Here is a 22,093-nt window from a genome sequence, read left to right on the forward strand (position 1 = left end):
CGATGGGGGAGGGTTCAGACGGAGGCGACCAACCCCTTCAACACCGGCGGCACCGCGCGGCTCTTCTTGTTGTCCAGCGGAAAGTCGTAGACCGCCGTGGAGCCATAGCGGTGCGGGGCGTGGGGGTCGTGGCGGCGCTTGTCGAAGGCCACCACGCGGGTGCCCAGCTTGAAGGCCTCCTTGATGTCGTGGGTGACCATCAGGATGGTCAGCTTGTGCTCGGTCCACAGCTCGGTGATCAGGGCGTGCATGTCCAGGCGCACGCCAGGGTCCAGCGCGCCGAAAGGTTCATCTAAGAGCAGGATGCGGGGCCGGGTGATCAGGGCCTGGGCGAGCGCCAGGCGCTGCTGCATGCCCCCCGACAGCGCCCGGGGATAGGTCTTGAAATTGTGCTCCAGGCCAACCCGGGCCAGCAGGGCCTTGGCCGCCTCGCGGGCCTTCTTCTTGTCCTTGCCCCCCAGCCGGCCGCGGACGGGGGAGCCCGCGCAGTCCAGGCCGAAGGTGACGTTGTCGAGCGCATTCATGTGCGGGAACACCGAGTAGCGCTGGAAGACCACGCCGCGGTCGGGTCCCGGCTCCGGCGACAGCGGTTCCCCGTCCAGCAGGATCGAGCCTCGGGTCGGCGCCTCCTGGCCGAGCGCCAGGCGCAGGAAGGTGGACTTGCCCGCGCCCGACGGTCCGATGATGGAGACGAAGGCTCCGTCTGCGACGTTCAGGTCGACCTTCTCCAGGACGATCTTCGAGCCATATTCGACCCAGACGTTTCGGAAGGACAGCACGCTCATCGGACGTTCCGCGGCGGGTGGGCCCAGGCGAAGCTGGTGCGGCTCCAGGCCTGCAGGGCGAGGTCCATGATCACCGCCAGCAGTGAGATCCAGACGACGTAGGGAAGGATGATATCCATGGCCAGGTAGCGGCGGACCAGGAAAATCCGGTAGCCGAGGCCGACGTCGGAGGCGATGGCCTCGGCCGAGATCAGATAGACCCAGGCCGGGCAGAGCGAGAGCCTCAAGGAATCGATCAGGCGCGGCAGGGCCTGGGGCAGGGCCACCCGCAGCAGGGTCAGCCAGGTGGAGGCGCCCAGCGTCTGGGCCTTGACGATCTGTTCCTCGGGGATGGCGGCGACGTGGGTCGCCAGGTCGCGGACCATGACCGGGGTGATGCCCACGAAGATCAGCACGATCTTGGAGGTCTCCCCCAGCCCGAAGACGATGAAGAGAATGGGCAGAACCGCGATGGGCGGGATCACCGAGATGGTCGCCACCAGCGGCCCGAGGTTGGCCCTCACATAGGGCAGCAGACCGATGGTCAGGCCAAGTACAAGGGTGGTGGCCGCCGCCAGGCCGACGGCGATCCCCAGACGGCTCAGGCTGGCCTTGGTGTCGGCCACCAGGGGAACCTCGCCGGTGCGGGGATCGGGCTCGAAGGCCATGGTCTGGATGCCGGCGGCCATGGCGGCCGGGATAGGGGTGATCTTGTCGCGGGGGTTCTCGGTGTGCCGCGCGGTGGCGATCACCAGGTAGAGCAGGACCAGGGCCAGGATCGGCAGCAGGCCCAGAAGGAGGCGACCCCCGACACGCGGCCGCGCGTTCAGCAGACGGCGCATCGGAAGGTCACCTCCAGAGGGGTAAGCGGGGACTTGGGACGCGGGGGCTAGAGCTTGCCGTCCGCGGCCATCTGCACGTAGGTCGGGTCGAAGCGCAGCTTCACGTTCTTCGGGTCGCCCAGGATCTTGCCGCCCGGGAACTCGATGCCGATGTCATCCACCGACTTGGCGCCCTGGCCGAACAGGCCGTTGGTGAAGCTGAACTTGCGCACCTTGTCGTTGGCCGCGACCAGGTCGGGGCTGACGGTGGCCGCGAGCGCCGCCTTGGGATCGTAATACAGGTAGGTGGTCTTCAGCTGGCTCTCGTAGCCGGCCAGGTCGGTGCCGGAGATCTTGGCCATCGCCTCGCGGGCGGCCTTACCGGCGGCGTCCTGCTGGTTCATCAGCATGGTGGTCTCGTACCAGATGCCGGCCAGGGCCTTGGCCAGGTTCGGGTTGGCCTTGGCCACCTCGGTGGAGATGATCATGCCGTCGAGGATCTCGCCGGGGATCTTGGACGAGTCGAAAACTTGCTTGGCGCCCGGCAGCTTCTTGATCTCGGTCAGCTGCGGATTCCACGGCACAACGGCCTTGGTTTCCGGCGCCGAGAAGGCCGCCACGATGTCGGCGTCGGAGGTGTTGACCACCTTCACGTCGGTCATCTTCAGGCCGGCGCTCTCCAGACCGCGGGCGAGCAGGTAGTGGGAGACGGAGTTCTCGACGAGGTTGACCGGACGGCCCTTGATGTCGGCGAGCGTCGCGCCGCCCTTCAGGACGATGCCGTCATTGCCGTTGGAATAGTCGCCGATCATCACGAAGGTGGTGTCCTTCCCGGCGGCGGCGGGAATGGTCAGGGCGTCCATGTTGGTGGAGGTCACCGCGTCCAGCTTGCCGGCGGTGAACTGGTTCAGGCTTTCGACATAGTCGTTGATCTGCACCAGCTTGATATCGACGCCGTACTTGTCGGACCACTTCTTCACGATCCCGGCCTGCTCGGCATAGGGCCAGGGCATCCAGCCAGCATAGATGGTCCAGCCGACGGTGTAGGTCTTGGCGGCGGGGGCCGCGGCTGTCTTGGTCTCGGTCTTGGGGCTACAGGCGGCGAGCGCCAGGCCGACAAGGGCCGCCGTCGCGGCGACTTTCACTCCGGTAAGCCACTTGGTCATATCGATCCCCTGTTCCGCAGACGCGCCCTCGCCCGTCTTTCGAGCGATATTACTGAGTGGGCAGATCGTAATAATCCACGGCTCCGGTGCGTGTGGGCCGGCGAGCCGGAAAGGCGCCGCAAAACGAGGCAGCGAGGCGCCATGATGAACGTCCAGGCGTCAATCCGCGGGCCTGTTACGGCCGGTTGACGCCTCGCATACGTGAATACGAACCGTTCGATTGGTAATACGCCCAAAGCCTGGGAGACCGCTCGTGACCCGCAATTTCCAGACTGTGCCGGTGGTCGATATCGCCGGCCTGCGCTCGACCGCCGCGGCGGATCGCCAGGCTGTCGCCGACGCCCTGGGTCGCGCGGCGCGGGAGGCGGGCTTCCTCTATGTCTCCGGCCATGGCCTGGACCCCGTCCTGATCGAGGACTTGCTGGAGGCGGCCCAACGCTACTTCGCTCAGCCGATGCCGGCGAAAATGGCCTCCTATATCGGCGGCTCCACCAACCACTCCGGCTACGTCCCGGAGGGCGAGGAGGTCTTTCCCGGCGGAAAGATCGACAAGAAAGAAGCCTATGACATCGGCCTCGACTGGCCGGCCGGCGACCCGCGCGCGCCGATGCTGGGCCCGAACCTCTGGCCGGACGACGCCGGCTTCAGAACCGCAGCCGGCGCCTATTATTCCGCGATCTCCACCCTGGCGCGGCGCCTGTTCGGCGGCTTCGCCCTGGCGCTCGGTCTGCCGCAGGACGCCTTCGAGGCCCACCTGACCTGTCCCCCCAGCCAGCTGCGGGTGATCCACTATCCCTTCGATCCCCACGCCGAGCCCGACCAGCAGGGGATCGGCGCCCACACCGACTATGAGTTCTTCACCCTGCTGCACGGCACCGCGCCCGGCCTGGAGGTCATGAACGGCGAGGGCCGCTGGATCGACTGCCCGCCGATCCCCGGCGCCTTCGTGGTCAATATCGGCGACATGCTGGAGGCCTGGACCAATGGCGAGTTCGTGGCCACCTCGCACCGGGTCCGCAAGGTCGGCGAGGCGCGCTACAGCCTCCCCTTCTTCGCCACCTGTGACTCCTGGACCGTGGTGGCGCCGCACCCGGCCTTCGTGACGCCCAAGCGCCCCGCCCGTTATCCGGCCCTCGTCTCCGGCGACCACCTCATGGCCCAGACCATCGCGACGTTCGGGTATCTCCAGGGTCGCCGCGGCGAGGCGCCCACGACGCCAGCTTTCGGGCAAGAGGCGAAGGTCTAGCCGCCGCACTCCTCGCCCCCCTGGGGGAGAGGGTAGGGTGAGGGGGCCTCCGCGCAGCGGAGGTCTTCCGGCCCCGGAACAACAACGGCGCATCAGAGAGAGTCCTCACCCTACCCTCTCCCTCAAGTGGGAGAGGACAAGAGGCGACGCCCTGGATCGTGGCGTCCAGCCGATTTCCTGCCCAGGCTTTAGGCAGGCGCTTTGACTTCACAGCCTGCTGGGCCGGACGCCGTGGCCGCTTCTCACTCGAAGCCTACCCTCGAGCCTCGCCTGGAGGTTCCCATGACCCCTCGAAAAGCCGCCGCCCCGAAGGCTGCTCAGCCGCTGGCCGCCGTCCCCTGGGTCGTGCTGCTGCGCTCGGCCCTGTTCCAGGCCATGACCGTCCGCGCCGACCGGCTCGGCTAACGGGCGCCGGCCCGGCGGCGCAGCGGCGCCTCGGGCTCGCTGGAGCCGTGCGCGTGCAGCGGCGGCAGCAGCGAGCGCGTCGTCACCAGCTTCAACTGTTGAACAGCCCGCACCCGCCGCAGCCGGTCGCACAGCTGCTGCAGCCGCTCGGCCGAGCCCTGGACCAGCAGCACCTCCAGCGACCGGTCCTCCTCCAGGAAGACGTGTTGCGAGGAGATAACCTCCGGCAGGTACTCGCTCTGGACCCGCGCCAGGGCATGGCGCACGCGGCCGCTCTCGGCGCGGTAGATCAGGGTGATGGTGCCGGCCATGACGCCGTCGGCCAGGCCGTCCTCGGTGTCGGCCAGCTCATGGCGGATCAGCTCGGCGATCATCTGCGAGCGGCTGGGCAGGCCGCGCCGCGAAACCATGGCGTCCAGTTGGGCCAGCAGCTTGCTGGGCAGGCTGATGCCGATACGGGCGAGTTGGGGAAGCAGGTCCTGGTCCACGGCGTAATCCAACTATGACTGACGGCTCAGCCGCGCATAACAGTTGCATGGGCAGTATGCAGCGATCAACGCGCGGAGGTCGTTTTGATCGCCCCTTGGCCGCCCCGCATCAGGAGAGGGCAGGCGCCGGCACGTCGCAGTCGATCAGGGTCCACTCGGCGGGGTCCACCTCGCCCAGGTCCGTCCCCTCGAGCCAGGGATATGACGACAGGGTCACCCGGCGCGAGGCGCCCCCCAGCTGGCCGTGGCAGATACGCATGGAGAGCGCGGCGACGGCGGCGTCGCGCTCGCCCTTGGCCAGGGCCTCGGAGACATAGGCAGTGAGGGACTCGGCGGGCGCCATGGGCGTGGCCCGGTCGCGGATCTCGAGGAAATAGTCGCCCGCGATCACCAGCAGGCCCTTGGTCTCGCCGACCAGACTGTAGGCCGCCAGCGGGGTGGCGCTGGGCGCCTGATGACGCCAGATCTCCTGGTACTCCGAGTGGATGCCGTCCTCGATCATGACGCCGTCCGCCACCGCGAAGGTCGCCTCGTCCACCGAGTCGTTGGGCGGTTGGTAGTCGAGGTCGCGGCGCCACAGGCAGACGTTTCCGGTGGCGCTCAGCTCCCCGGCGAACCCCTGGACGGCGGCCATCTGGATCAGTTCGGCGTCCGTATACTCGGCAAAGCCCGTAGCGCCCTCGCGCTTGGGCCGGTCGGCCTTCACCCGGATGTCGGCGTACCAGGAGCGGGTCTGCAGCCACAGCACCCGGGTGGTCTCGTCGCGATAGCCCTTGGGGGTGGTGATCACCTCGCGGCGCCACAGGCCGGTCAGTTCGGGGGGGACGTGGGCCGACATGGATTACGCCTCCAGGGGCCGGTTGCGGCCCATCAGCTTGGGCAGGTCGCCGATCGCGGCCAGCAGGCTGAAGGCGGCGAACCCCAACAGGATGAAGATCACGGCGCCCACGCACATGGTGGGTTCATAGCCCGAGCGCAGGGCGGTGAACACGCGGATCGGCAGGGTCTGCACCGAGAAGCCGGCCACCATGTAGGCGATCAGGTACTCGTTCAGGCTGAGCACGAAGACATAGACCAGGGCGCAGAGGATGTAGGGCGTCATGGCCGGGCGGACCACCATGCGGAAGGCTTCGGCGTCGCCGGCCCCCATGGTGTGGGCGGCCTCGATCAGCGCCTTCTCGATGGACTGGAAGCCCACCGACAGCATGGCCACCGGGACGCCCAGCAGGATCACCGAGTGGCTGAGGATGACGTTCTCGATGCGCCCCACATGGCCCACCATGCCCCAGAAGGCCGAGAACATCAGGGCGGTCACCACGCCCGGCAGCAGGAACAGCCCCGAGCCGACGCCTGCCAGCCCCTTGGCCGCCTTGGAGTTGTAGCGCCAGACCGCATAGGCGATCGGCAGAGCGATGGTCACCGCGATCAGCGCGGCCAACAGGCTGATGGTCAGTGAGGTCTCCAGGGATTTCATCCAGCCGGCGTCGGTGAAGAAGGCCTTGTACCATTTCAGGCTGAGCTCGGTGGGGGGGAAGCTCATCCGACGGGTCTGGTTGAAGGAGACGCCGATCACCACCACCAGGGGGGCGGCGATGAACAGGGCCACCAGGCTGAGGAAGCCACGCCGCAGGACCGTCGAGATCAGGCCATCGTTCACGACGCGGGGCTCCCGGCCTTGGTGAGCAGGCGCACGAGGCCCAGCAGGCCCACCATCAGCGACACCAGCGCCACGGCCTGGGCGGCGGCCAGCGGCAGGTTGCCGGTGGTCATGGCCCCGTTGGAGATGAGGATGCCCACCGTCCATTGCTGCGGCCGGCCGAGCACCAGGGGGGTCAGGTAGGAGCCGACGGTGAAGATCACCACCAGTAGGCCCGCCGACAGCAGCGGACCCTTCACCATCGGCGCCACCACGGTCAGGAAGGCTCGCAGCGGCGAGGCGCCCATGGTGGCCGCCGCCGCCGGCATGTCGTCATCCAGCTGCGACATGGCCGGATAGAGGAACAGGATGATGTAGGGCAGGACCAGATAGACCAGGCAGACCATGACGGCGGCGAAGTTGGGATAGAGCGAGTGGGCGGACTCCATGACCCCCAGGGCCACCAGGACCTTCACCAGGCCGCCGCTGCCTGACAGCAGCACCTGGAACGAGAAGACGATCAGCACCTCCGACAGCGACAGGGTAGAGAGCAGGCCCACCAGCCAGGTGATCTGCGCCCGGCGCTTCATGCGGCTGATGAAATAGGCGACGGGAAAGGCCAGGATCACGCTGATCAGGGCGGTGGTGAGCGCCAGGGTGAAGGAGAACAGGGCCACCCTCAGGAACTGCGGGTTCAGCAGCTGGCGGTACTGGGTGAGTTCCAGTCCGGCGCGCCACAGGCCGCCGTCCTCGCGGTGCGCGAAGCTCAGCTGCACCAAGAGGAACAGCGGCACGAGGCAGAGGATCACCAGGAACAGGGTGGGCAGGGAGAGCAGGCCCGCCAGCACCATCTGGTCGGGGTTGCGGGGCTCGGTGTCGTCGGCCTTCAGCGGGGCGGCAAGGTCGGTCATGCGGCCAGCACGCGGCACTGGTTCTGCGGCAGGCGCAGGTGGGCGATGTCGCCGGTCCCGGCGCCCATCCAGTCGCGGGGCTGGACGACGCTCAACACATCGCGGCCGTCGCAGTCGAGATGGACCTCCACGCTGGAGCCCATGTCACGGATGAAGGTGATGCGGCCTGAAACGGTGTTGCCGCCCTCGCCATTGGCGGCGGTGAGCTGGATGTCCTCGGGACGGATCGACAGGGTCGCCTGGCTGGCCACCGCCGGCTGGATCATGGGGGCGACCTTGAGGATATTGGCGCCGAAACGGACCGTCTCGTGGTCCAGCACCTCCACCGGCAGCAGGTTGGACAGCCCGATGAAGTTGGCCACGAACCTGTTGGAGGGCGCGCGATAGATCGACAGCGGGCTGCCGTATTGCTGGATCTTGCCGTCGCCCATGACGGCGATGGAGTCGGCCATGGACATGGCCTCGCGTTGGTCGTGGGTCACCAGGATGGTGGTGATCTGCAGGCGCTTCTGCAGCAGCCGCAGCTCGATCTGCATCTCCTCCCGCAGCTTGGCGTCCAGGGCCGAGAAGGGCTCGTCCAGCAGGAAGATTGGCGGCTCCTGGGCGAGCGCCCGGGCGATGGCGACGCGCTGGCGCTGACCGCCGGAGAGCTGACTCACCGCCCGATTCTCCATGCCGGGCAGGCGCACCAGGGTGAGAAGTTCGTCGACGCGGGCCTTGCGCTGGCGGGCGTCGCGGCCTTGCAGGCGCAGGCTGAAGGCGACGTTCTCGCCCACCGACAGGTGAGGGAACAGGGCCAGGGACTGGAAGACCATCCCGAACTTGCGGACATTGGCCGGCTGCCGGGTGATGTCGCGGCCGTTGAGGCTAATGGCCCCTTCACCCGGCGACTCCAGCCCGGCGATCATCCGCATCAGGGTGGTCTTGCCGCAGCCCGAGGGGCCAAGGAAACAGACGAACTCCCCCTGGGGGATCGACATCGACACGTCGTCGACCGCTGTGTGGGCGCCGAAGGTCTTGGTGACCCTACTGATCTCAAGTCCGAACATGACGGCCGCTCCTCAGCTCGAGATCATCTTGTTGAATTGGGTCGACATGAAATCGAGGTGCTCGGCGCGGGCCTTGGTGTTGATGTTGATGGGCGGGATGTCGCTGGAGACCTTGTTGAACTCCGCCGGCGTGAGGTTCATCAGCTCGCGCTTGATCAGCGGCGGCGCATTGACCTTGCGCGCGATCAGCTGCTGGGCCTCCGGGGTGCACATGAAGTTGATGAAGGCGTCGGCCTGGGCGACCTTTTTGGAGGCCATGGGCTGGCACCAGCAGCCGAAGTCGATGACGGCGCCCTCCTTGGGGAAGGTGATCGTCAGTGGGGTGCCGCTGGCCTTCAGCGTGGCCGCGACGTCGGCGAAATAGACACCGCCCTTCACCTCGCCGTTCTCCAGCGCGGTCTGCATGGTGCCTTCGGAGTCCCACCACAGCTTGGTGTTGGGCTTCAGCTCGGCGATCTTGTTGATCACCTGCATGATCCCGGCCTCGGTGTTGAGGATGTCCCCGCCGCCGAAATAGGTCGCCGCGGCGATGTCGAACAGCGGGCTGGTGCCGGCGCCGGCTAGGCCCCAGGCGTCGCGGTAGGCCGGGTCCCACAGCGTCGTCCAGCTCGTGGGGGCGGTCTTGATCTGGTCGGGATTGGTGACGAGCGCCAGGAACCAGCCGAGCGCGCCCACCCCGTCGATCCCCTGGGGACCGGTGGAGACGTACTGCGGCGGCAGGTTGCCGAGGTTGGTCAGGGGCTTGGGATCGCGAATCCGCCAGAGGCCGGCGTTGCGGCCGCGGTTGATGTCCACGGCCGTGGAGATGCAGAGGTCCATCGGGGCGATGCCGGCCTTGTTGGCCTCGATGAGCTGGAGCAGGAATTGGAGGCCGGCCGGCTGGGGGATCGACTCCACCTTGATGCCGCTGGCCTTCTCGAAGACGGGGTAGACGTATTTCGACATCGCCTCCTCGAAGTTGCCACCGTAGCTGGACACCTTCAGGGCGTTGGCGCCGCCGCCGGAGGCCTTGGGGGCGCAGGCCGCAAGCGTCAGCCCCGCGGCCCCCAGAAGCAGGCCTCGTCGGTTCAGCAGGCCCTGTCGTCGGCCGTCTTCGTCTGCGTCCATAGCCACGCTCCATCGGTACCTCGTGACAGTCGATCCGCGTGGGAGGGCTGGCAAAGCCTGCCGGACGTGGCCATGGGCCGCCGCCCCGATTGCCCTGAACCCGTGCAAGGAAGGGGCGCCCGGCGACTACGTTTCGAGCAGTTCGTACTACTGAGCAGGCGCCGCGCCAGAGACTCCCGTTCGACCAGCAGGCCATAGCGGCGCGGCGGCTGGAAGCGCGGAATGATGGGCGCGAGTTCTGTTCACGTGAGGCCCGACCCATGCCCTTCGACACCGAAATCGACGCCGCCGACCGCCCGCTCTTGATCGACAATGTCTGGCGCGCCGGCGGGGGCGGGGAGTGGCTGCCGATCCTCAATCCGGTGGACGAGAGCGTGCTGGGCCGGTTCGCGGTGGCCACCAGCGCCGACCTCGACGACGCCCTGGCCAGCGCCCAGGCGGCGTTCCTCATGTGGCGCGATGTCGGCCCCCTGGCCCGCGCCCAGGTGTTGCGGGGCGCCGCGGCCCTGATCCTTGAACGGGCCGATGCTCTGGCCACGGCGCTCACCCGCGAACAGGGTAAGCCCTTCGCCCAGGCTCGCATGGAGATCGAGGGCTGCGCGCGCGCCTTCGACTGGGCCGCCGAGGAGGGCCGCCGCACCTATGGCCGGGTGATCCCCTCCAACACCCCGGGCCTGATGTGGACCACGGGCCGCTTTCCGGTGGGGCCGGTGGCGGCCTTCACCCCCTGGAACTTCCCCGCCTCCCAGGCCGCCGCCAAGATCGGCAGCGCCATCGCCGCTGGCTGCTCGATTATCCTCAAGGGTCCTGAGGACGCCCCCAGTGGCTGCGTCGGCCTGGCCCAGGCCCTGGTGGACGCTGGCCTGCCGCCCGGCGTCTTCACCCTGGTGTTTGGCCGCCCGCCAGAGATCTCCGAGCACCTGATCGCCTCGCCGATCATCCGCAAGGTGTCCTTCACCGGCTCGGTCCCGGTGGGCAAGCATCTGGCGGGGCTGGCCGCGGCCCAGATGAAGCCCTGCACCATGGAGCTCGGCGGCCATGCTCCGGTGCTGGTGTTCGGCGATGTCGACCCGGTAGCCGCTGCGAAGACCATGGTGATGGGCAAGTTCCGCAACGCCGGCCAGGTCTGTGTCTCGCCAACCCGCTTCATGATCGCCCAGTCGATCTACGAACCCTTCGTCGAGGCCTTCGTGGAGGGGGCCAAGGCGTTGGTGGTGGGGGACGGTCTGGACCCGGCCACCGAGATGGGGCCGCTGGCCAACGACCGCCGCCTGGCCTCGGTGGAGGCCATGGTCGCCGACGCGCTGGCCAAGGGCGCGACCCTGCGCACCGGCGGCGAGCGGATTGGCAATACTGGCTACTTCTACCGGCCCACCGTGCTGACCGACGTGCCGGAGACCGCGCGGATGCTGCAGGACGAGCCCTTCGGCCCCATTGCGGTGCTGTCGCCCTTCACCGACCGGGAGGAGGCCATGGTGCGCGCCAATTCCACGCCCTTCGGCCTGGCCGCCTACGCCTTCACCCGCAGCCAGGAGGACGCCGCGTTCGTGGCCCGCCGGTTCGAGAGCGGCATGGTGGGGATCAACACCTTCGCGGTCGGCGGCGCCGAGGCGCCCTTCGGCGGCATCAAGGAAAGCGGCTATGGCCGCGAAGGCGGGATGGAGGGCATCGACGCCTACCTCACCACCAAGGTGGTGGCCCAGATCCCGGGCTAGACGTCGGCAAGCCGAGGCGAGACAGATCGCCGACCCCCGGTTTATGAATGGCCCCAGTCCCGGGGGCCGCGCGTGAACCACGAGAGCATCAACACCGTCGATCTCGCCATGGACGCGGCTGGCGAGACCGACGCCGCCGCCGGCGCCCTGCTCGAGGTCCAGGCCCAGCTCACCCGGGCGCAGCTCCGGCAGATCGGCCTGCAGATCCTCAATGACCGCTTCCTGCTGGCGACCCGGATTCTAATCGCGCTCGCGGCCGCGGTCGCGGCGATCGTCGCCGCGGCGTGGCTGTGGTCGGCGGCCCACGACCGGGGTCTGGTGGTGGAGGAGTTTACCGCGCCCGCCGACCTCTCGGCCCAGGGGCTCGGCGGACGGGCGGTGGCGGCCCGGGTGCTGGACAAGCTGATCCTGCTGCAGGAGGCCACCGTCTCATTCCGGGCTCCAGACAGTTACGCCACCAACTGGGGCCGCGACCTGTCGCTGCAGATCGGTGGCAGCGGCGTCTCCGTCAATCAGCTCGACGCCGCCCTCCGCGACACCCTGGGCGATCGCACCCACATCACGGGCCAGGTTTATCGGCCGGCCCCCGGCAAGGTGACCGTGGCGGCCCGCGCCGGATCGCGGGCCGCGGTCAGCGTGACCGGTCCGGAGGATCAGATCGAGGCCCTGATCGGTCAGGCTGCCGAGGGTCTCTATGGCCAGACTCAGCCGTACCGGTACGCGAACCACCTGAGGAACACCGGACGCTACGACGCCGCCATCGCCCTTTTCAGGCGCATGGCCGCGACCGGCGCCGCCAGCGAGCGGGCTTGGGCCGAGGCCGGGCTCGCCTACACCTACCTGCTGGTCGGCGATGAGAATGCCGCGACGGCCGCGGGACGCAAGGCGGTGAAGCTGGACCCGACCCTGCCCGCGGCCTGGATGAACCTCGCCGCGGCGGACTACGCGCGGGGCGACACCGAGGCCTTCCTGAGGGACAACCGCAAGGCCCTGGCGGCCCTGCAGGGAAGGCCTCGGTCGGTGGACCCCGCCGTCGCCGCCGCCATGCGGGCCTCTTTGCAGGAGAACATCGCCGCCGACCTGGGCGACTATGCCGGGGCGGCCCGACATGCCCAGTCCCTCGAGGAGTTGTCTGAGGGTCTCACGATCGTCGGTGGAGAGGCGCCCTATCTGCGAGCCGCTGACCTGGCAGGCGCCCGGGACGTCGCTGGCGCCAGGGCGGTCCTGGCGGGGCTGCCCGAGGCGACCGACGCCTGGATTGTGGTCCAGCCCTATCTCTGGACCCCGCGCCTGCCCGGCGTGATGCTGGCCGAGGCGACCTCCAACTGGCCTGCCGCCCAGCGAGACCTGGACGCCGCGGTGGACGCCGCGGAGGGCGCCGGCGGCATGGGCCGGATCAAGGCGAGGGTCTATCTGCGCCCCTGGCTGGCCTACGCCATGGCGCGGTCGGGAAACATCGAAGGCGCGGAGGCGATGATCCGGCAGACGTCGAACACCTGTGTCCTCTGCGTGCGAATGTCGGGGCGGATCGCGGACCTAGCGGGCAATCCGGATCGGGCGGCCGCCCGCTTCGCCTGGGCGGTCAGGCTGGCGCCTTCCTCGCCCTTCGCCAATGCCGACTGGGCCGACATGCTGCTGCGCCGCGGGAATGCCGCCGCCGCAGCGGAGAAGGCCGAGGCGGCGGCCAAGGCGGCGCCGCGCTGGCCCGACGCCCTGCAGATCTGGGCGCGGGCCCTGGACGCCCAGGGAAAGACCGCGCAGGCCGCCGCCCTTCGCGAGAAGGCGAAGGTGCTCGCGCCTCAGCGCCGGTAGATCGTCCCGCCCTTCATGACGAAGGTGACCGCCTTGGTGGCCGCGATGTCCGTGGTCGGATCGCCGGACACCGCCACGAGGTCGGCGAGATAGCCGGCCTGGACCGCGCCCAGCCTGTCGCCTTGTCCCAGCACCTTCGCATTGACCGCGGTGGCGGCCGTCAGCGCCTCGACGGGCGTCATGCCCAGCTTGACCATCCAGACCAGTTCGCGGGCGTTCTGGCCGTGCGGGAAGACGCCCACATCGCTACCCGAGCCGATGGTGACGCCGACTTGCCGAGCCAGGCGGAAGGCGCGCTCGGCGGCCTGCATGGCGGGCGTCGGCGGAGTCTTGCCGGCGACATAGCCGCCGAAATAGGTGGAGGTGGATTCGCTCGCCGTCAGGGTCGGCACATAGGCCACACCCTTGGCCTTCATCAGCTTGAAGGTGGCTTCGGTCCCGCCATAGCCATGCTCGATGGTGTCGACCCCGGCCAGGGTCGCGCGGCGCATGCCCTCCTCGCTGGAGGCGTGGGCCGCGACGGGGCGGCCCGAGCTGTGGGAGGCCTCGACCAGGATATCCAGCTCGTGCTGGCTGAAGGTCGGGCGCGTGGAGCCGTCGGGACCGGTGCGGTAATCGGCATAGACCTTGATCCAATCGGCGCCCGCCGCCGACTGCTCGCGCACGGCGGTCAGGATCTCAGCCTCGCCGCTGGCCTCCTGGGCGCCCTGCGGCAAATCCATGTCGTTGCGGAAGCCCTTGCGGGGCCCGTAGGTCCCGGTGGCGACGATGGCGCGGGTGGTGACGAACAGGCGGGGCCCGACGATGACCCCATCGTTGATGGCTTTCTTGAGGGAGGCGTCGGCGTCGCCCGCGCCCTCCGTGCCCAGTTCGCGCAGGGTGGTGAAGCCGGCCATCAGGGTGGTGGTTGCGTCACGCCCGGCCCGCAGGGTGCGATAGGCCGGCGCCTCCTTCAGCACCTGATCGTCCCACAGGGTCTCATTGTAGGCGTGCAGCAGCAGGTGGGAGTGCAGCTCGATCAGGCCAGGGATCAGGGTCGCGCCCGGCAGCTTCACCACCTCGGCGGCGGCGGGCCGTGAGATGGTCGCGGCGGGTCCCACGGCGACAATTTTCTCGCCGTCGACCACCACCGCCCAGCCCTTGTGCGGCGTGGCGTCACCCGCCGACCAGACGCCGTCCGGCTCGAGCACATAGCTCGCGGCCTGGGCCGAGCCGGCCGACAGCAGCAAAGCCGCGGCGAGGGTGGCGATGGTCTTCAAGGTCGGTCTCTCCCCGGACGCTGACGTCTGGGGACGATGCCTTTCATGCCCGGCGTTGTCGCGGGGCTTTTAGCGGGCGGCCTCGACCTTGGGGGCGCTTGGGAACTCGTTCACGGCCTTGCGCTTGAACGGGTTCTCCTTGTGGATCGGGAAGTCGATCGTGAGTTCGCCCAGGCAGATCTTCTTGCGCAGGTGCTTGGCGCCGTTGACGCTGAAGCCCGCAAGGTGATCGCCCGCCACGATGCGGTTGTACTTGGCCGGAGCCTCGTCGGAGACGAACTGCGGCAGGGGCTCGATCACCGTGTGATAATCCACGGCGAAGAACAGCGGCATGGAGAAGCGTTCCTTGCCGGTGTTCACCACCCGGTGCTGGGTGGCCTTGAAGCGCCCATTGGTCCAGCCCTCGATCAGATCTCCGACATTGACGATGAAGGTGCCGGGGATCGGCGGCGCGGCGACCCACTCGTCGGCGGCGTTCATCACCTGCAGGCCGGGCCCGCCCTGGTGCAGGATGGTGAAGCACTCGAAGTCAGAGTGGGCGCCGATGCCCAGGTTGTCGTTGTCCATCGGCCGGTCGTTGGGCGGATAGTGCAGCAGGCGCAGCTGCGACGGCGGCTTCTTGGTGAGCTTGGCGAAGAAGTCCTCGGGCAGGCCCAGCGCCACGGTGAAGGCGTGGAACAGGCTGTCGCCCACCTGCGTCACCGCGTCGTAATAGGCCATCACCTCTTCGCGGAAACCAGGGATGAAGTCGGGCCACTGGTTGGGCACCAGCATCAGGTTGCCGGCCAGGAAGTCCGGGTCGGTCTCCGGCAGTTCGATGGAGACGTCGAAGGCGGCATGAAGGCGCGGCTTGGTCAGGTAGTCGTGGTCGGGATTGGGCTCCACCAGACGGTAGAGCTCCGGGTCGCCGTCCTCGTCCTTGTCGCCGTCCGGGATCCAGCCGCGGGTGCCGGGCGAGTTGGAGATGTGGACCTGCTGCTTCAGGTCCTTGGGCGAAAAGTGGAACTGGCGCGAGAGCTCGTAGGTGCGCTCGATCATCGCCTCGGGGATGCCGTGGTTCTTGATGTAGAAGAAGCCCACCGTCTCGCAGGCCCGGCCGATCTCGGCGGCGGTGGCCTCCAGGGCCGCGCGGTCGGTCCCGCGCAGGGCCGAGATGTCGATCACGGGAATGGAGGAGAAGGCCAGCAGCTTGGCGCCCATCTCGGCGGTGGCCGGTTCGGCTTGCGGCTCACGGATCGCGGCGGTCGTCGGCGGGCTCATCACGGGCTCCTGGCACACTGTCCAGCAGACCCTGATCTACCACGCGCGGCTTGTAACGAGAAGACTGCACGAACCGCGAAAGTAACACGTTTTGCTCAGGTCGTACTCAGTGGGCGCCGCCGAGACGTCCAGGATTTTCAAGCGTCACAAGCAAAAACCCCGACCCAGGCCATCGGCCTGAGTCGGGGCGGTAGGGCGCCGGTAAGGGGGAGCCTCTAGAAGCTCCGCTCGAAGCGGATGCCGACCCGACGGGGCGGCAGGACGGAGTAGAAGAACCCTCGCTGATAGACATTGGCGCCGGTGTCGTCGGTGACGATCTGATTGTAGGCGGGCGTGTTGCGCACCCCGGTCCGCACGAAGGTGTCGAACAGGTTGTCAGCGTAGAGCGTCGCCTTCCACATGTCGGCCACGTACTCGACCTGCATGTTGTGCACGGCGTAGGCCGGCAGCGTGACCCCGCCGCCCTTGTTCCCGGCCCGGGTCAGGACGTCGCCCGCCGCGGTGACGCCGTAGCCGAAGGCCACCGTGCCGTCGAACATCGGAACCTCATAGCGGGCATAGATGCTGCCCTGGTCCTGGGGCGAGCCCGGCAGTCGGTCACCCGGCGCGCCGGCGGCGTACTTCAGAGTACTCTGGAAGCCCGGCGGATTGATGAAGGGGATCAGGTTCGGGGTCGCCGCCACGAACTCCGTCTGATTGTGCATGTAGCTGCCGCGCAGGCTGAAGCCCTGGAACAGGTCGGCGGCGAAGTTGACCTCCACCCCCTTCGATTCTGCGTCGCCGCCGTTGATGGTGATCGGCTGCAGACCATTGGCCGTGGCGCTGTCCACCTGCGGGCTCTTCCACTGGATGTAGTAAAGGGCCGCATTCAGGGTCAGACGCTTATCGAACCACTGGCTGTGGACGCCGAGTTCATAGTTGACCGTCTTGTCGGGCTGGTAGGCCATCTCGTTGGGCAGGGCGCAGACGATCTGCTTGTTGGTCGGCAGCGGGACGGGGCAGGCGGTGACACCGTTGTCACTGCCGATCCTGTAACCCTCGCTGATGGTCAGGTAGGTCATCACGTCGTCGCTGAACTTGTACGAGGTGTTGAACTTGTAGAGCCAGCCCTTGTCCTTCTGGCCGACGGTGGAATAGGCGACCACCAGGGCGTCGACCGGGGTGCGACCGCCAACGGTGGTGTTGTATAGCGGCAGGTCGGTGCCACTCTGAACCGCCAGGTCATAGGTGTAGTAGCGGGCGCCGCCGGTGATCTGCCAGGCGGGCGTGATCTGGTAGCTGAGTTCACCGAAGCCCGCGGACTCCGTCAGCTTGCTCTTGGTGACGCTGTAGTACTCCACCGAGTCGGGACGCAGCGGGCCTTTGGCGAACACCGACTTCAGGTAGGCGTCGTAATGGGGAGTGAACTCCTTGGACGACGAGTCGATGTCCTTCTTGTTGTAGAAGGCGCCGACGATCCAGCTGAGGGCGGAGTCGCCCTTGGAGACCAGGCGCAACTCCTGGGTGAAGCCCTTGTCCTCGCGGTCCTCCTGGGTGAAGGCGGTGAAGCTGGGGAAGGCCTCGTAGCTGTATTCCAGGCCGATCAGCAGGTCGGTCTGGTCGCGGTGGCCCAGGGCCTTGTACTTCGAGGCGCCGGTGGCCGAGGTCAGTTCGGCGAAGCCCAGGTCGAAGCTGGCTTCCAGGGCCAGCAGCTGGTTGGTGAGTTCGTTGGGTTCGGGCACCCGGGTCAGGGACTGCCACTTGTCCACCTTGACCGGGAAGCTGGTAACGCCGCTGCCGCTGATCTGGCGGCCGCCGACCTTGGCGTTCTGGTAGTAATAGGTGAGGTTCAGGTCGACGGCGTCGGTGGGCTTCCAGCGGAAGCCGAGCCGGCCCGACAGGGTCTCCTCGGTATTGACGTCTGTCTTGCGGTGCAGGTTCGCGCGGACCGCCGTGGGGTTCTTGAAGTCGGGATCGGGATCGGAGACGCCGACCTCGTTCACCAGGAAGGGCTGGTCGATGAAGCCCTGGTCATTGAGGTAGTCGATATTGAAGCGCACGGCGAAGGTGTCGCCGACAGGCGCGTTCACCGTGAAGCCGAAGTCGGTGCTGGGGTTGGAGCCGTGGGTGTAGCCATAGGCGTCGCCGCGGACGGCGCCGTCCCACGAGCCCAGGTGCGGCCGGGTGGGGATATAGCGGATCGCGCCGCCCAGGGTGCCGGCGCCGTAGAGGGTGCCCTGCGGACCCAGCAGGAATTCGACCCGCTCGATGTCGTTCAGCTTCAGGTCCACGAACAACGGGATGTCGCCGAGATAGGTGGCGACCGTGCCGCCGCCGTCATTGTTGCCGTCGTTGGAACCGAGCGCCGTGGCGTTCAGGCCGCGCACGATGATGGTGTTGCCCTGGCGGGCGCCGCCGTCGACCACAAAGATGCCGGGCACGAAGCGGGTGACCTCGGCCAGGTTGTCGAAGCCCTGCTGCTTGATCTCCTCGGCCCCGACCGCGGCGATGTTCACCGGCGTGTCCTGGATCGTGGTGTCGCGACGGGTCGCGGTGACGATCAGTTCTGAGACGCTCGGCCCATCGGCGGCGTCGGCGGCGAAGGCGAGCTGGGGCGCCGCAATGGCGACCAGAGGCAGGGCAAGGGCGCTAATCGAACTGAGAAGCGCTTTTCGCGATATCGATCGTAGGAACATATTCCCCTCCATCTACAGATTGAGGAGAGGCTCGGTTGACGGCGGCGTGCACCTCAAGTGCAATGGTGCGGTGCAGCGCCGTTATGCCCATTCTGGCCAAAACGTATGCGCTCGTCGCATGGAAAGAGGGCGTGCAACGTGGCTGAAACGCCCGGTTTGTTGAATCGCGCCGAGGGGCTGATGGCTCAAGGCGCCTATGAGCAGGCCCACAAATTGTGTCTTGAGGCGCTACGCGAGCACGCCGCGGACGGTCGCGCCTGGTTCCTTCTGGGGGTGATCGCGGCCGATCACGACAACCCGGTCCGCGCCGCCGAGCTGTTCGCCAAGGCCGTGGATCTGGGGCCGGACGCGGCCCGTCACCACGCCTATCTGGCCCGCACCCTGATCGCCCTGAACCGGCGCCCGGACGCCCTGGCGGCGGCGGAGCGGGCCGTCGACCTGGCGCCCACCGACGCCCTGACCCTGGACACCATCGGCGTGGTCTTCACCCGGGCCGGCGACCACGTCCGGGCCCTGCCCTTCTTCGAGGCCGCGGTCGCCGCGATGCCGGACAATGCCAGCTTCCTCTATAATCTGGCCGCGTCGCGCCAGTTCGCCGGGGACTTCGAGGCCTCCGAGGCGGCCTATGAACAGGCTCTGGCCATTGATCCGGGGCTCTACCGCGCCTGGTCGTCGCGGGTGCAACTGGCCCGCCAGACGCCGGAACACAATTTCGCGCGCGAGATCGAGGCCCTGCTTGATCCGGCCTCTCCCGATCCCGACTGCGCTCTGCACCTGGGACATGCGCTCGCCAAGACGCACGAGGACCTCGGTGACCATCCCGCCTCGCTCGACTGGCTGCTTCGGGCCAAGGCCGCCAAGCGCAAGGTGATCGGGTACGCGCCCGACCAAGACGCCGCCCTGTTCGCCGCGGCGGCGGCGAGCTTCCCGGCCGGGACCGTGCCGGACGGCGACCCGTCGGCCGAGCCGATCTTCGTGGTGGGCCTGCCCCGCAGCGGGACCACCCTGATCGACCGCATCCTTTCCAGCCACCCGGACGTCACCTCGGCCGGCGAACTCAGCAACTTCGCCCTGCTGCTGAAGCGGGCGGCGGGCACGCCGTCGAACCTGGTGATGGATGTAGAGACCTTCGCCGCCGCCGAAGCTGTCGACCTGACCCGCCTGGGCGCAGACTATGTGGCCAGCACCCGGCCGCTGACCGGGGTCACGCCGCGCTTCACCGACAAGATGCCGCTCAACATCCTCTATGCGGGCCTGATCCACCGGGCCCTGCCCAATGCGCGGATCGTCTGCCTGCGCCGCGATCCGATGGATGTCTGCCTGTCGAACTTCCGGCAGCTCTTCGCCACCACCTTCTCCTATTACAACTACGCCTTCGATCTGGAGGACGTGGCTCGTTACTATGTCGGCTTCGACCGCCTTGTCGCCCGCTGGCGCGCGGTCCTGCCCGCCGACCGGTTCATGGAGGTCGGCTACGAGGACATGGTCACCGACCAGGAGGCGCAGACCCGGCGCTTGTTGGCCTTCTGCGGCCTGACCTGGGACGCGCGCTGCCTGTCCTTCCACGAGAACACCGCTCCGGTGGCGACCGCCAGCTCGGTCCAGGTGCGCCAGCCGCTCTATTCGTCTTCCGTCGGCCGCTGGCGGCGCTATGGCGAAGGCTTGGCGCCGATGCGCCGCGTGCTGGCGGACGCCGGTCTGGTTGGAGACGCCTGATGAGCCTGCCCATCGCCGAGCGCTGGTTCGAGCGCCGTGACGTCGGCGCCGACCTGACCCTGATCCGGGAGCCCCACGTCCACCCACTGCTCCGCTGCAATATCTGGCGGCTGCGGGGCCGGGACGCCGACCTGCTGGTGGACACCGGCATGGGCATCACCAGCCTGCGGGAGGCGGGCGCCGACCTCTTTGAGACAACTCTGCTGGCCGTCGCCACTCACGCCCACGGCGACCACGTCGGCGGTTTGCACGAGTTCGAGTGCCGCCTCTGCCACGGCGCAGAGGCCGACGCCCTGGCACAGGGCCGCGACTCCTACTCTCTCGATCTCGCCGACTTCAGCGCCGAATCCCAGGCCCGCCTTGCCAAGGCCGGCTACGACATCGCGGGCGGCCTGCTCACCGCCGTGCCACGCGCCGGCTACCGCCCCGCCGCCCACGTGCTGAAAGGCTGCGAGCCGACCCGGATCCTGGCAGAGGGCGACGTGGTGGACCTGGGCGACCGCGCCTTCGAGGTGCTGCACCTGCCGGGCCATTCTCCCGGCAGTATCGGTCTGTGGGAGGCCGCTACGGGCACGCTGTTCTCCGGCGACGCCATCTATGACGGGCCGTTGCTGGACGAGATCGCGGGGGCCGACATCCCGGCCTATCGCAACACCATGGAGCGCCTGCTGCGCCTGCCCGTAGAGGTCGTCCACGGCGGTCACGACGACAGCTTCGGGGCCGAACGCCTCAAGGTGATCGCGGAGGCCTATCTGAGGCGCACCGAGCAGTCTGAAATGTAAATTCTCTACCCAGATGTGCGGGGTCTCTGGAACTCGGTCACCCAGAGGTGCATTGCCTTGTAAGATGGTTAACGGGGCCTTTAGGGTGAAGCTACGCCCTCTGCCGGCCCTGGGTTTCCAGGCGGCGCCAAGGGCGCGGCTCGTTTCGATCTGGTGGGGGTTTTCATGAAGTATGTACTGATCGCGGGAGCGGCGCTCCTGATGTCCGCCGGCAGCGCCGGCGCGCAGGACCGCTACGGCTATGACCGGCCGCAGATGGTCCGCGACTGCCCGACCGAGGCCTATCATCGTCCCGAGGACGGGTGCCTCTGCGACAAGGAAGCCGTCTTCTATCGCCCGTCCGGGCCGTGGGCCGACATCCATGTCCAGAGCCCCGGCGTCCGCGTCTATGGCCGCCCGGTCTATATCGCTTCGGGCCGCATCGATGTCGAAGGTCCGCCGGTCTATGTCGATGCGCCGCCCGTGCGCATCGCCGCGCCGCAGATCTACCTGCACCGGCCTCAGGTCTATGTCCGCCCGTCGGACGTGACGGTGGAGCCGCCGCAAATCCACTATTCGGGTTGCGAGGACGGCACGACCTGCGCGCCCCTGCCCCCGGGCGGCGGTCCGCGCCACTAGAGCAAGATGCGATCAGACGGAATCGTCTGATCGTTGAATCGTGCTCTCGATTCAAGAGTTTAGAGCCTGATTCAGGCTTCGAGAGAAGCCATCAGGCTCTAGACAGACCCGCCTTCGAACGTGACCTAGGTCGGGCGAGAGCCCGGCCTATAGTCATGTCAGGGTGTGCAGAACGCCCGGGCTTCGCGCGCCAGGGTCATGTCGCCCGCCACCAGGGCGGTCTTCACCGCCTCAGGGCATTTGTTTTCGCTCAGCAGATGGGTGACCTGGGTCCGCAGGGCGGCGCTGGCCGTGGCCGCAGCCTTCAGCCGGCGAGCTTCGCGGCGATCCTTGGGCAGGCAGAAGGACATCCAGCCCGCATCGGCGCAGTTGGCGATGAGCCGCGCCTGGCGGGCGGCCTCGATCTTGTCCGGCTGGGCAGGCGCGGCGGCGGTGGTCGGGGGCGGGGGCCTCGGAGTCAGGACGACCTGGGGCGGCGGCGCGTTGGCCGTGCCCAGCAGAGTGACGGCGGGAATGGTGTAGGTGCAGACCCAGCCGCTGGGGGTCATCTCGCAGGACTGCAGTGTCGCGTGCTCGCCTTCCGGAGGCGCGGCCCCCGCGAGGGCGAGCAGTAGCGCGATCATGGCCATCTCCGTCCCACCCGTCCGGATTCACTATAGCCGA

At 68.0% G+C, this 22,093-nt stretch carries 20 protein-coding genes; 7 read left to right on the forward strand and 13 right to left on the reverse strand.

The genetic code is table 11. From position 1 onward, the window contains the following. Nucleotides 1-14: 14 nt before the first annotated feature. From JKL49_RS03895 to JKL49_RS03905, 3 genes are read right to left on the reverse strand one after another with little or no spacing between them, the layout of a single operon-like run. A complete protein-coding gene (locus JKL49_RS03895) occupies nt 15-785 on the reverse strand; it encodes an ABC transporter ATP-binding protein (RefSeq protein ID WP_215338400.1) in 771 nt (256 codons plus the stop codon). Continuing rightward, nucleotides 782-1,606, reverse strand: coding sequence for an ABC transporter permease (locus JKL49_RS03900; RefSeq protein WP_215338401.1), 825 nt, complete (start codon nt 1,604-1,606; stop codon nt 782-784). Before JKL49_RS03900 ends, JKL49_RS03895 begins: the two co-directional genes overlap by 4 nt. A 47-nt stretch (nt 1,607-1,653) precedes the next feature. Beyond that, complete coding sequence (locus tag JKL49_RS03905; protein WP_215338402.1) at nt 1,654-2,751, reverse strand: putative urea ABC transporter substrate-binding protein; 1,098 nt, start codon at nt 2,749-2,751, stop codon at nt 1,654-1,656. Nucleotides 2,752-3,004: 253 nt separating this feature from the next. On the opposite strand from JKL49_RS03905, the gene JKL49_RS03910 reads away from it, so the two are divergent. Further along, nucleotides 3,005-3,997 (forward strand): isopenicillin N synthase family dioxygenase, encoded by a 993-nt coding sequence (locus JKL49_RS03910; RefSeq protein WP_215338403.1) that lies wholly within the window; start codon nt 3,005-3,007, stop codon nt 3,995-3,997. Between the two features lie 282 nt (nt 3,998-4,279). Then, nucleotides 4,280-4,402 carry a hypothetical protein gene (locus JKL49_RS21165; protein WP_283816609.1) on the forward strand — a complete coding sequence of 41 codons (123 nt, stop codon included), beginning with the start codon at nt 4,280-4,282 and terminating at the stop codon, nt 4,400-4,402. On the opposite strand, the gene JKL49_RS03915 is transcribed toward JKL49_RS21165, so the two are convergent. The 6 genes from JKL49_RS03915 to JKL49_RS03940 form a co-directional block, all read right to left on the reverse strand. Next, entirely contained in the window at nt 4,399-4,890 is a 492-nt protein-coding gene (locus tag JKL49_RS03915) for a CopG family ribbon-helix-helix protein (RefSeq protein ID WP_347340351.1), read from the reverse strand. The two genes, JKL49_RS21165 and JKL49_RS03915, sit on opposite strands and share 4 nt — an antisense overlap. Nucleotides 4,891-4,999: 109 nt before the next feature. Continuing rightward, the gene (locus tag JKL49_RS03920; protein WP_215338404.1) at nt 5,000-5,728 is read right to left on the reverse strand and encodes a hypothetical protein; all 729 of its coding nucleotides are present in this window, start codon (nt 5,726-5,728) and stop codon (nt 5,000-5,002) included. Between the two features lie 3 nt (nt 5,729-5,731). Further along, nucleotides 5,732-6,547 carry an ABC transporter permease gene (locus tag JKL49_RS03925; RefSeq protein ID WP_215338405.1) on the reverse strand — a complete coding sequence of 272 codons (816 nt, stop codon included), beginning with the start codon at nt 6,545-6,547 and terminating at the stop codon, nt 5,732-5,734. Further along, entirely contained in the window at nt 6,544-7,437 is an 894-nt protein-coding gene (locus JKL49_RS03930; protein WP_215338406.1) for an ABC transporter permease, read from the reverse strand. The genes JKL49_RS03925 and JKL49_RS03930 overlap by 4 nt, the downstream gene beginning before the upstream one ends. Continuing rightward, complete coding sequence (locus JKL49_RS03935) at nt 7,434-8,486, reverse strand: ABC transporter ATP-binding protein (protein WP_215338407.1); 1,053 nt, start codon at nt 8,484-8,486, stop codon at nt 7,434-7,436. Before JKL49_RS03935 ends, JKL49_RS03930 begins: the two co-directional genes overlap by 4 nt. A gap of 12 nt (nt 8,487-8,498) precedes the next feature. Then, complete coding sequence (locus tag JKL49_RS03940) at nt 8,499-9,593, reverse strand: ABC transporter substrate-binding protein (protein WP_215338408.1); 1,095 nt, start codon at nt 9,591-9,593, stop codon at nt 8,499-8,501. A gap of 260 nt (nt 9,594-9,853) precedes the next feature. On the opposite strand from JKL49_RS03940, the gene JKL49_RS03945 reads away from it, so the two are divergent. Then, nucleotides 9,854-11,308 carry an NAD-dependent succinate-semialdehyde dehydrogenase gene (locus JKL49_RS03945; RefSeq protein ID WP_215338409.1) on the forward strand — a complete coding sequence of 485 codons (1,455 nt, stop codon included), beginning with the start codon at nt 9,854-9,856 and terminating at the stop codon, nt 11,306-11,308. A gap of 72 nt (nt 11,309-11,380) precedes the next feature. Then, nucleotides 11,381-13,120: a tetratricopeptide repeat protein gene (locus tag JKL49_RS03950; protein ID WP_215338410.1), complete on the forward strand. Its 1,740-nt coding sequence runs from the start codon at nt 11,381-11,383 to the stop codon at nt 13,118-13,120. Here JKL49_RS03950 and JKL49_RS03955 read toward each other — a convergent pair. The 3 genes from JKL49_RS03955 to JKL49_RS03965 form a co-directional block, all read right to left on the reverse strand. After that, a complete protein-coding gene (locus tag JKL49_RS03955) occupies nt 13,108-14,379 on the reverse strand; it encodes a metal-dependent hydrolase family protein (RefSeq protein ID WP_215338411.1) in 1,272 nt (423 codons plus the stop codon). The two genes, JKL49_RS03950 and JKL49_RS03955, sit on opposite strands and share 13 nt — an antisense overlap. Before the next feature lie 69 nt (nt 14,380-14,448). Continuing rightward, nucleotides 14,449-15,639: an isopenicillin N synthase family dioxygenase gene (locus JKL49_RS03960; protein ID WP_215338412.1), complete on the reverse strand. Its 1,191-nt coding sequence runs from the start codon at nt 15,637-15,639 to the stop codon at nt 14,449-14,451. 215 nt (nt 15,640-15,854) lie between these two features. Continuing rightward, on the reverse strand, nt 15,855-18,314 hold the full coding sequence (locus JKL49_RS03965) for a TonB-dependent receptor (protein ID WP_215338413.1): 2,460 nt from the start codon (nt 18,312-18,314) through the stop codon (nt 15,855-15,857). Nucleotides 18,315-18,419: 105 nt separating this feature from the next. Between JKL49_RS03965 and JKL49_RS03970 the strand changes: the two genes are divergently transcribed. From JKL49_RS03970 to JKL49_RS03980, 3 genes are all read left to right on the forward strand, one after another. Further along, nucleotides 18,420-20,030, forward strand: coding sequence for a tetratricopeptide repeat-containing sulfotransferase family protein (locus tag JKL49_RS03970; RefSeq protein WP_283816610.1), 1,611 nt, complete (start codon nt 18,420-18,422; stop codon nt 20,028-20,030). Then, nucleotides 20,030-20,812: an MBL fold metallo-hydrolase gene (locus JKL49_RS03975; RefSeq protein WP_215338415.1), complete on the forward strand. Its 783-nt coding sequence runs from the start codon at nt 20,030-20,032 to the stop codon at nt 20,810-20,812. The genes JKL49_RS03970 and JKL49_RS03975 overlap by 1 nt, the downstream gene beginning before the upstream one ends. Before the next feature lie 165 nt (nt 20,813-20,977). Next, nucleotides 20,978-21,430: a hypothetical protein gene (locus JKL49_RS03980; protein ID WP_249778018.1), complete on the forward strand. Its 453-nt coding sequence runs from the start codon at nt 20,978-20,980 to the stop codon at nt 21,428-21,430. Between the two features lie 158 nt (nt 21,431-21,588). On the opposite strand, the gene JKL49_RS03985 is transcribed toward JKL49_RS03980, so the two are convergent. Then, nucleotides 21,589-22,053 (reverse strand): hypothetical protein, encoded by a 465-nt coding sequence (locus JKL49_RS03985; RefSeq protein ID WP_215338416.1) that lies wholly within the window; start codon nt 22,051-22,053, stop codon nt 21,589-21,591. Between the last annotated feature and the right edge of the window lie 40 nt (nt 22,054-22,093).

The sequence above is a fragment of the Phenylobacterium glaciei genome (genome assembly GCF_016772415.1).
Lineage (GTDB): Bacteria > Pseudomonadota > Alphaproteobacteria > Caulobacterales > Caulobacteraceae > Phenylobacterium > Phenylobacterium glaciei.

Coding starts and splice junctions, on each gene's coding strand:
- JKL49_RS03895 (WP_215338400.1), bottom strand. CDS start 785: ATGAGCGTGCTGTCCTTCCGAAACGTCTGGGTCGAATATGGCTCGAAG.
- JKL49_RS03900 (WP_215338401.1), bottom strand. CDS start 1,606: ATGCGCCGTCTGCTGAACGCGCGGCCGCGTGTCGGGGGTCGCCTCCTT.
- JKL49_RS03905 (WP_215338402.1), bottom strand. CDS start 2,751: ATGACCAAGTGGCTTACCGGAGTGAAAGTCGCCGCGACGGCGGCCCTT.
- JKL49_RS21165 (WP_283816609.1), top strand. CDS start 4,280: ATGACCCCTCGAAAAGCCGCCGCCCCGAAGGCTGCTCAGCCGCTGGCC.
- JKL49_RS03920 (WP_215338404.1), bottom strand. CDS start 5,728: ATGTCGGCCCACGTCCCCCCCGAACTGACCGGCCTGTGGCGCCGCGAG.
- JKL49_RS03930 (WP_215338406.1), bottom strand. CDS start 7,437: ATGACCGACCTTGCCGCCCCGCTGAAGGCCGACGACACCGAGCCCCGC.
- JKL49_RS03935 (WP_215338407.1), bottom strand. CDS start 8,486: ATGTTCGGACTTGAGATCAGTAGGGTCACCAAGACCTTCGGCGCCCAC.
- JKL49_RS03940 (WP_215338408.1), bottom strand. CDS start 9,593: ATGGACGCAGACGAAGACGGCCGACGACAGGGCCTGCTGAACCGACGA.
- JKL49_RS03945 (WP_215338409.1), top strand. CDS start 9,854: ATGCCCTTCGACACCGAAATCGACGCCGCCGACCGCCCGCTCTTGATC.
- JKL49_RS03960 (WP_215338412.1), bottom strand. CDS start 15,639: ATGAGCCCGCCGACGACCGCCGCGATCCGTGAGCCGCAAGCCGAACCG.
- JKL49_RS03965 (WP_215338413.1), bottom strand. CDS start 18,314: ATGTTCCTACGATCGATATCGCGAAAAGCGCTTCTCAGTTCGATTAGC.
- JKL49_RS03970 (WP_283816610.1), top strand. CDS start 18,420: ATGCGCTCGTCGCATGGAAAGAGGGCGTGCAACGTGGCTGAAACGCCC.
- JKL49_RS03975 (WP_215338415.1), top strand. CDS start 20,030: ATGAGCCTGCCCATCGCCGAGCGCTGGTTCGAGCGCCGTGACGTCGGC.
- JKL49_RS03980 (WP_249778018.1), top strand. CDS start 20,978: ATGAAGTATGTACTGATCGCGGGAGCGGCGCTCCTGATGTCCGCCGGC.
- JKL49_RS03985 (WP_215338416.1), bottom strand. CDS start 22,053: ATGATCGCGCTACTGCTCGCCCTCGCGGGGGCCGCGCCTCCGGAAGGC.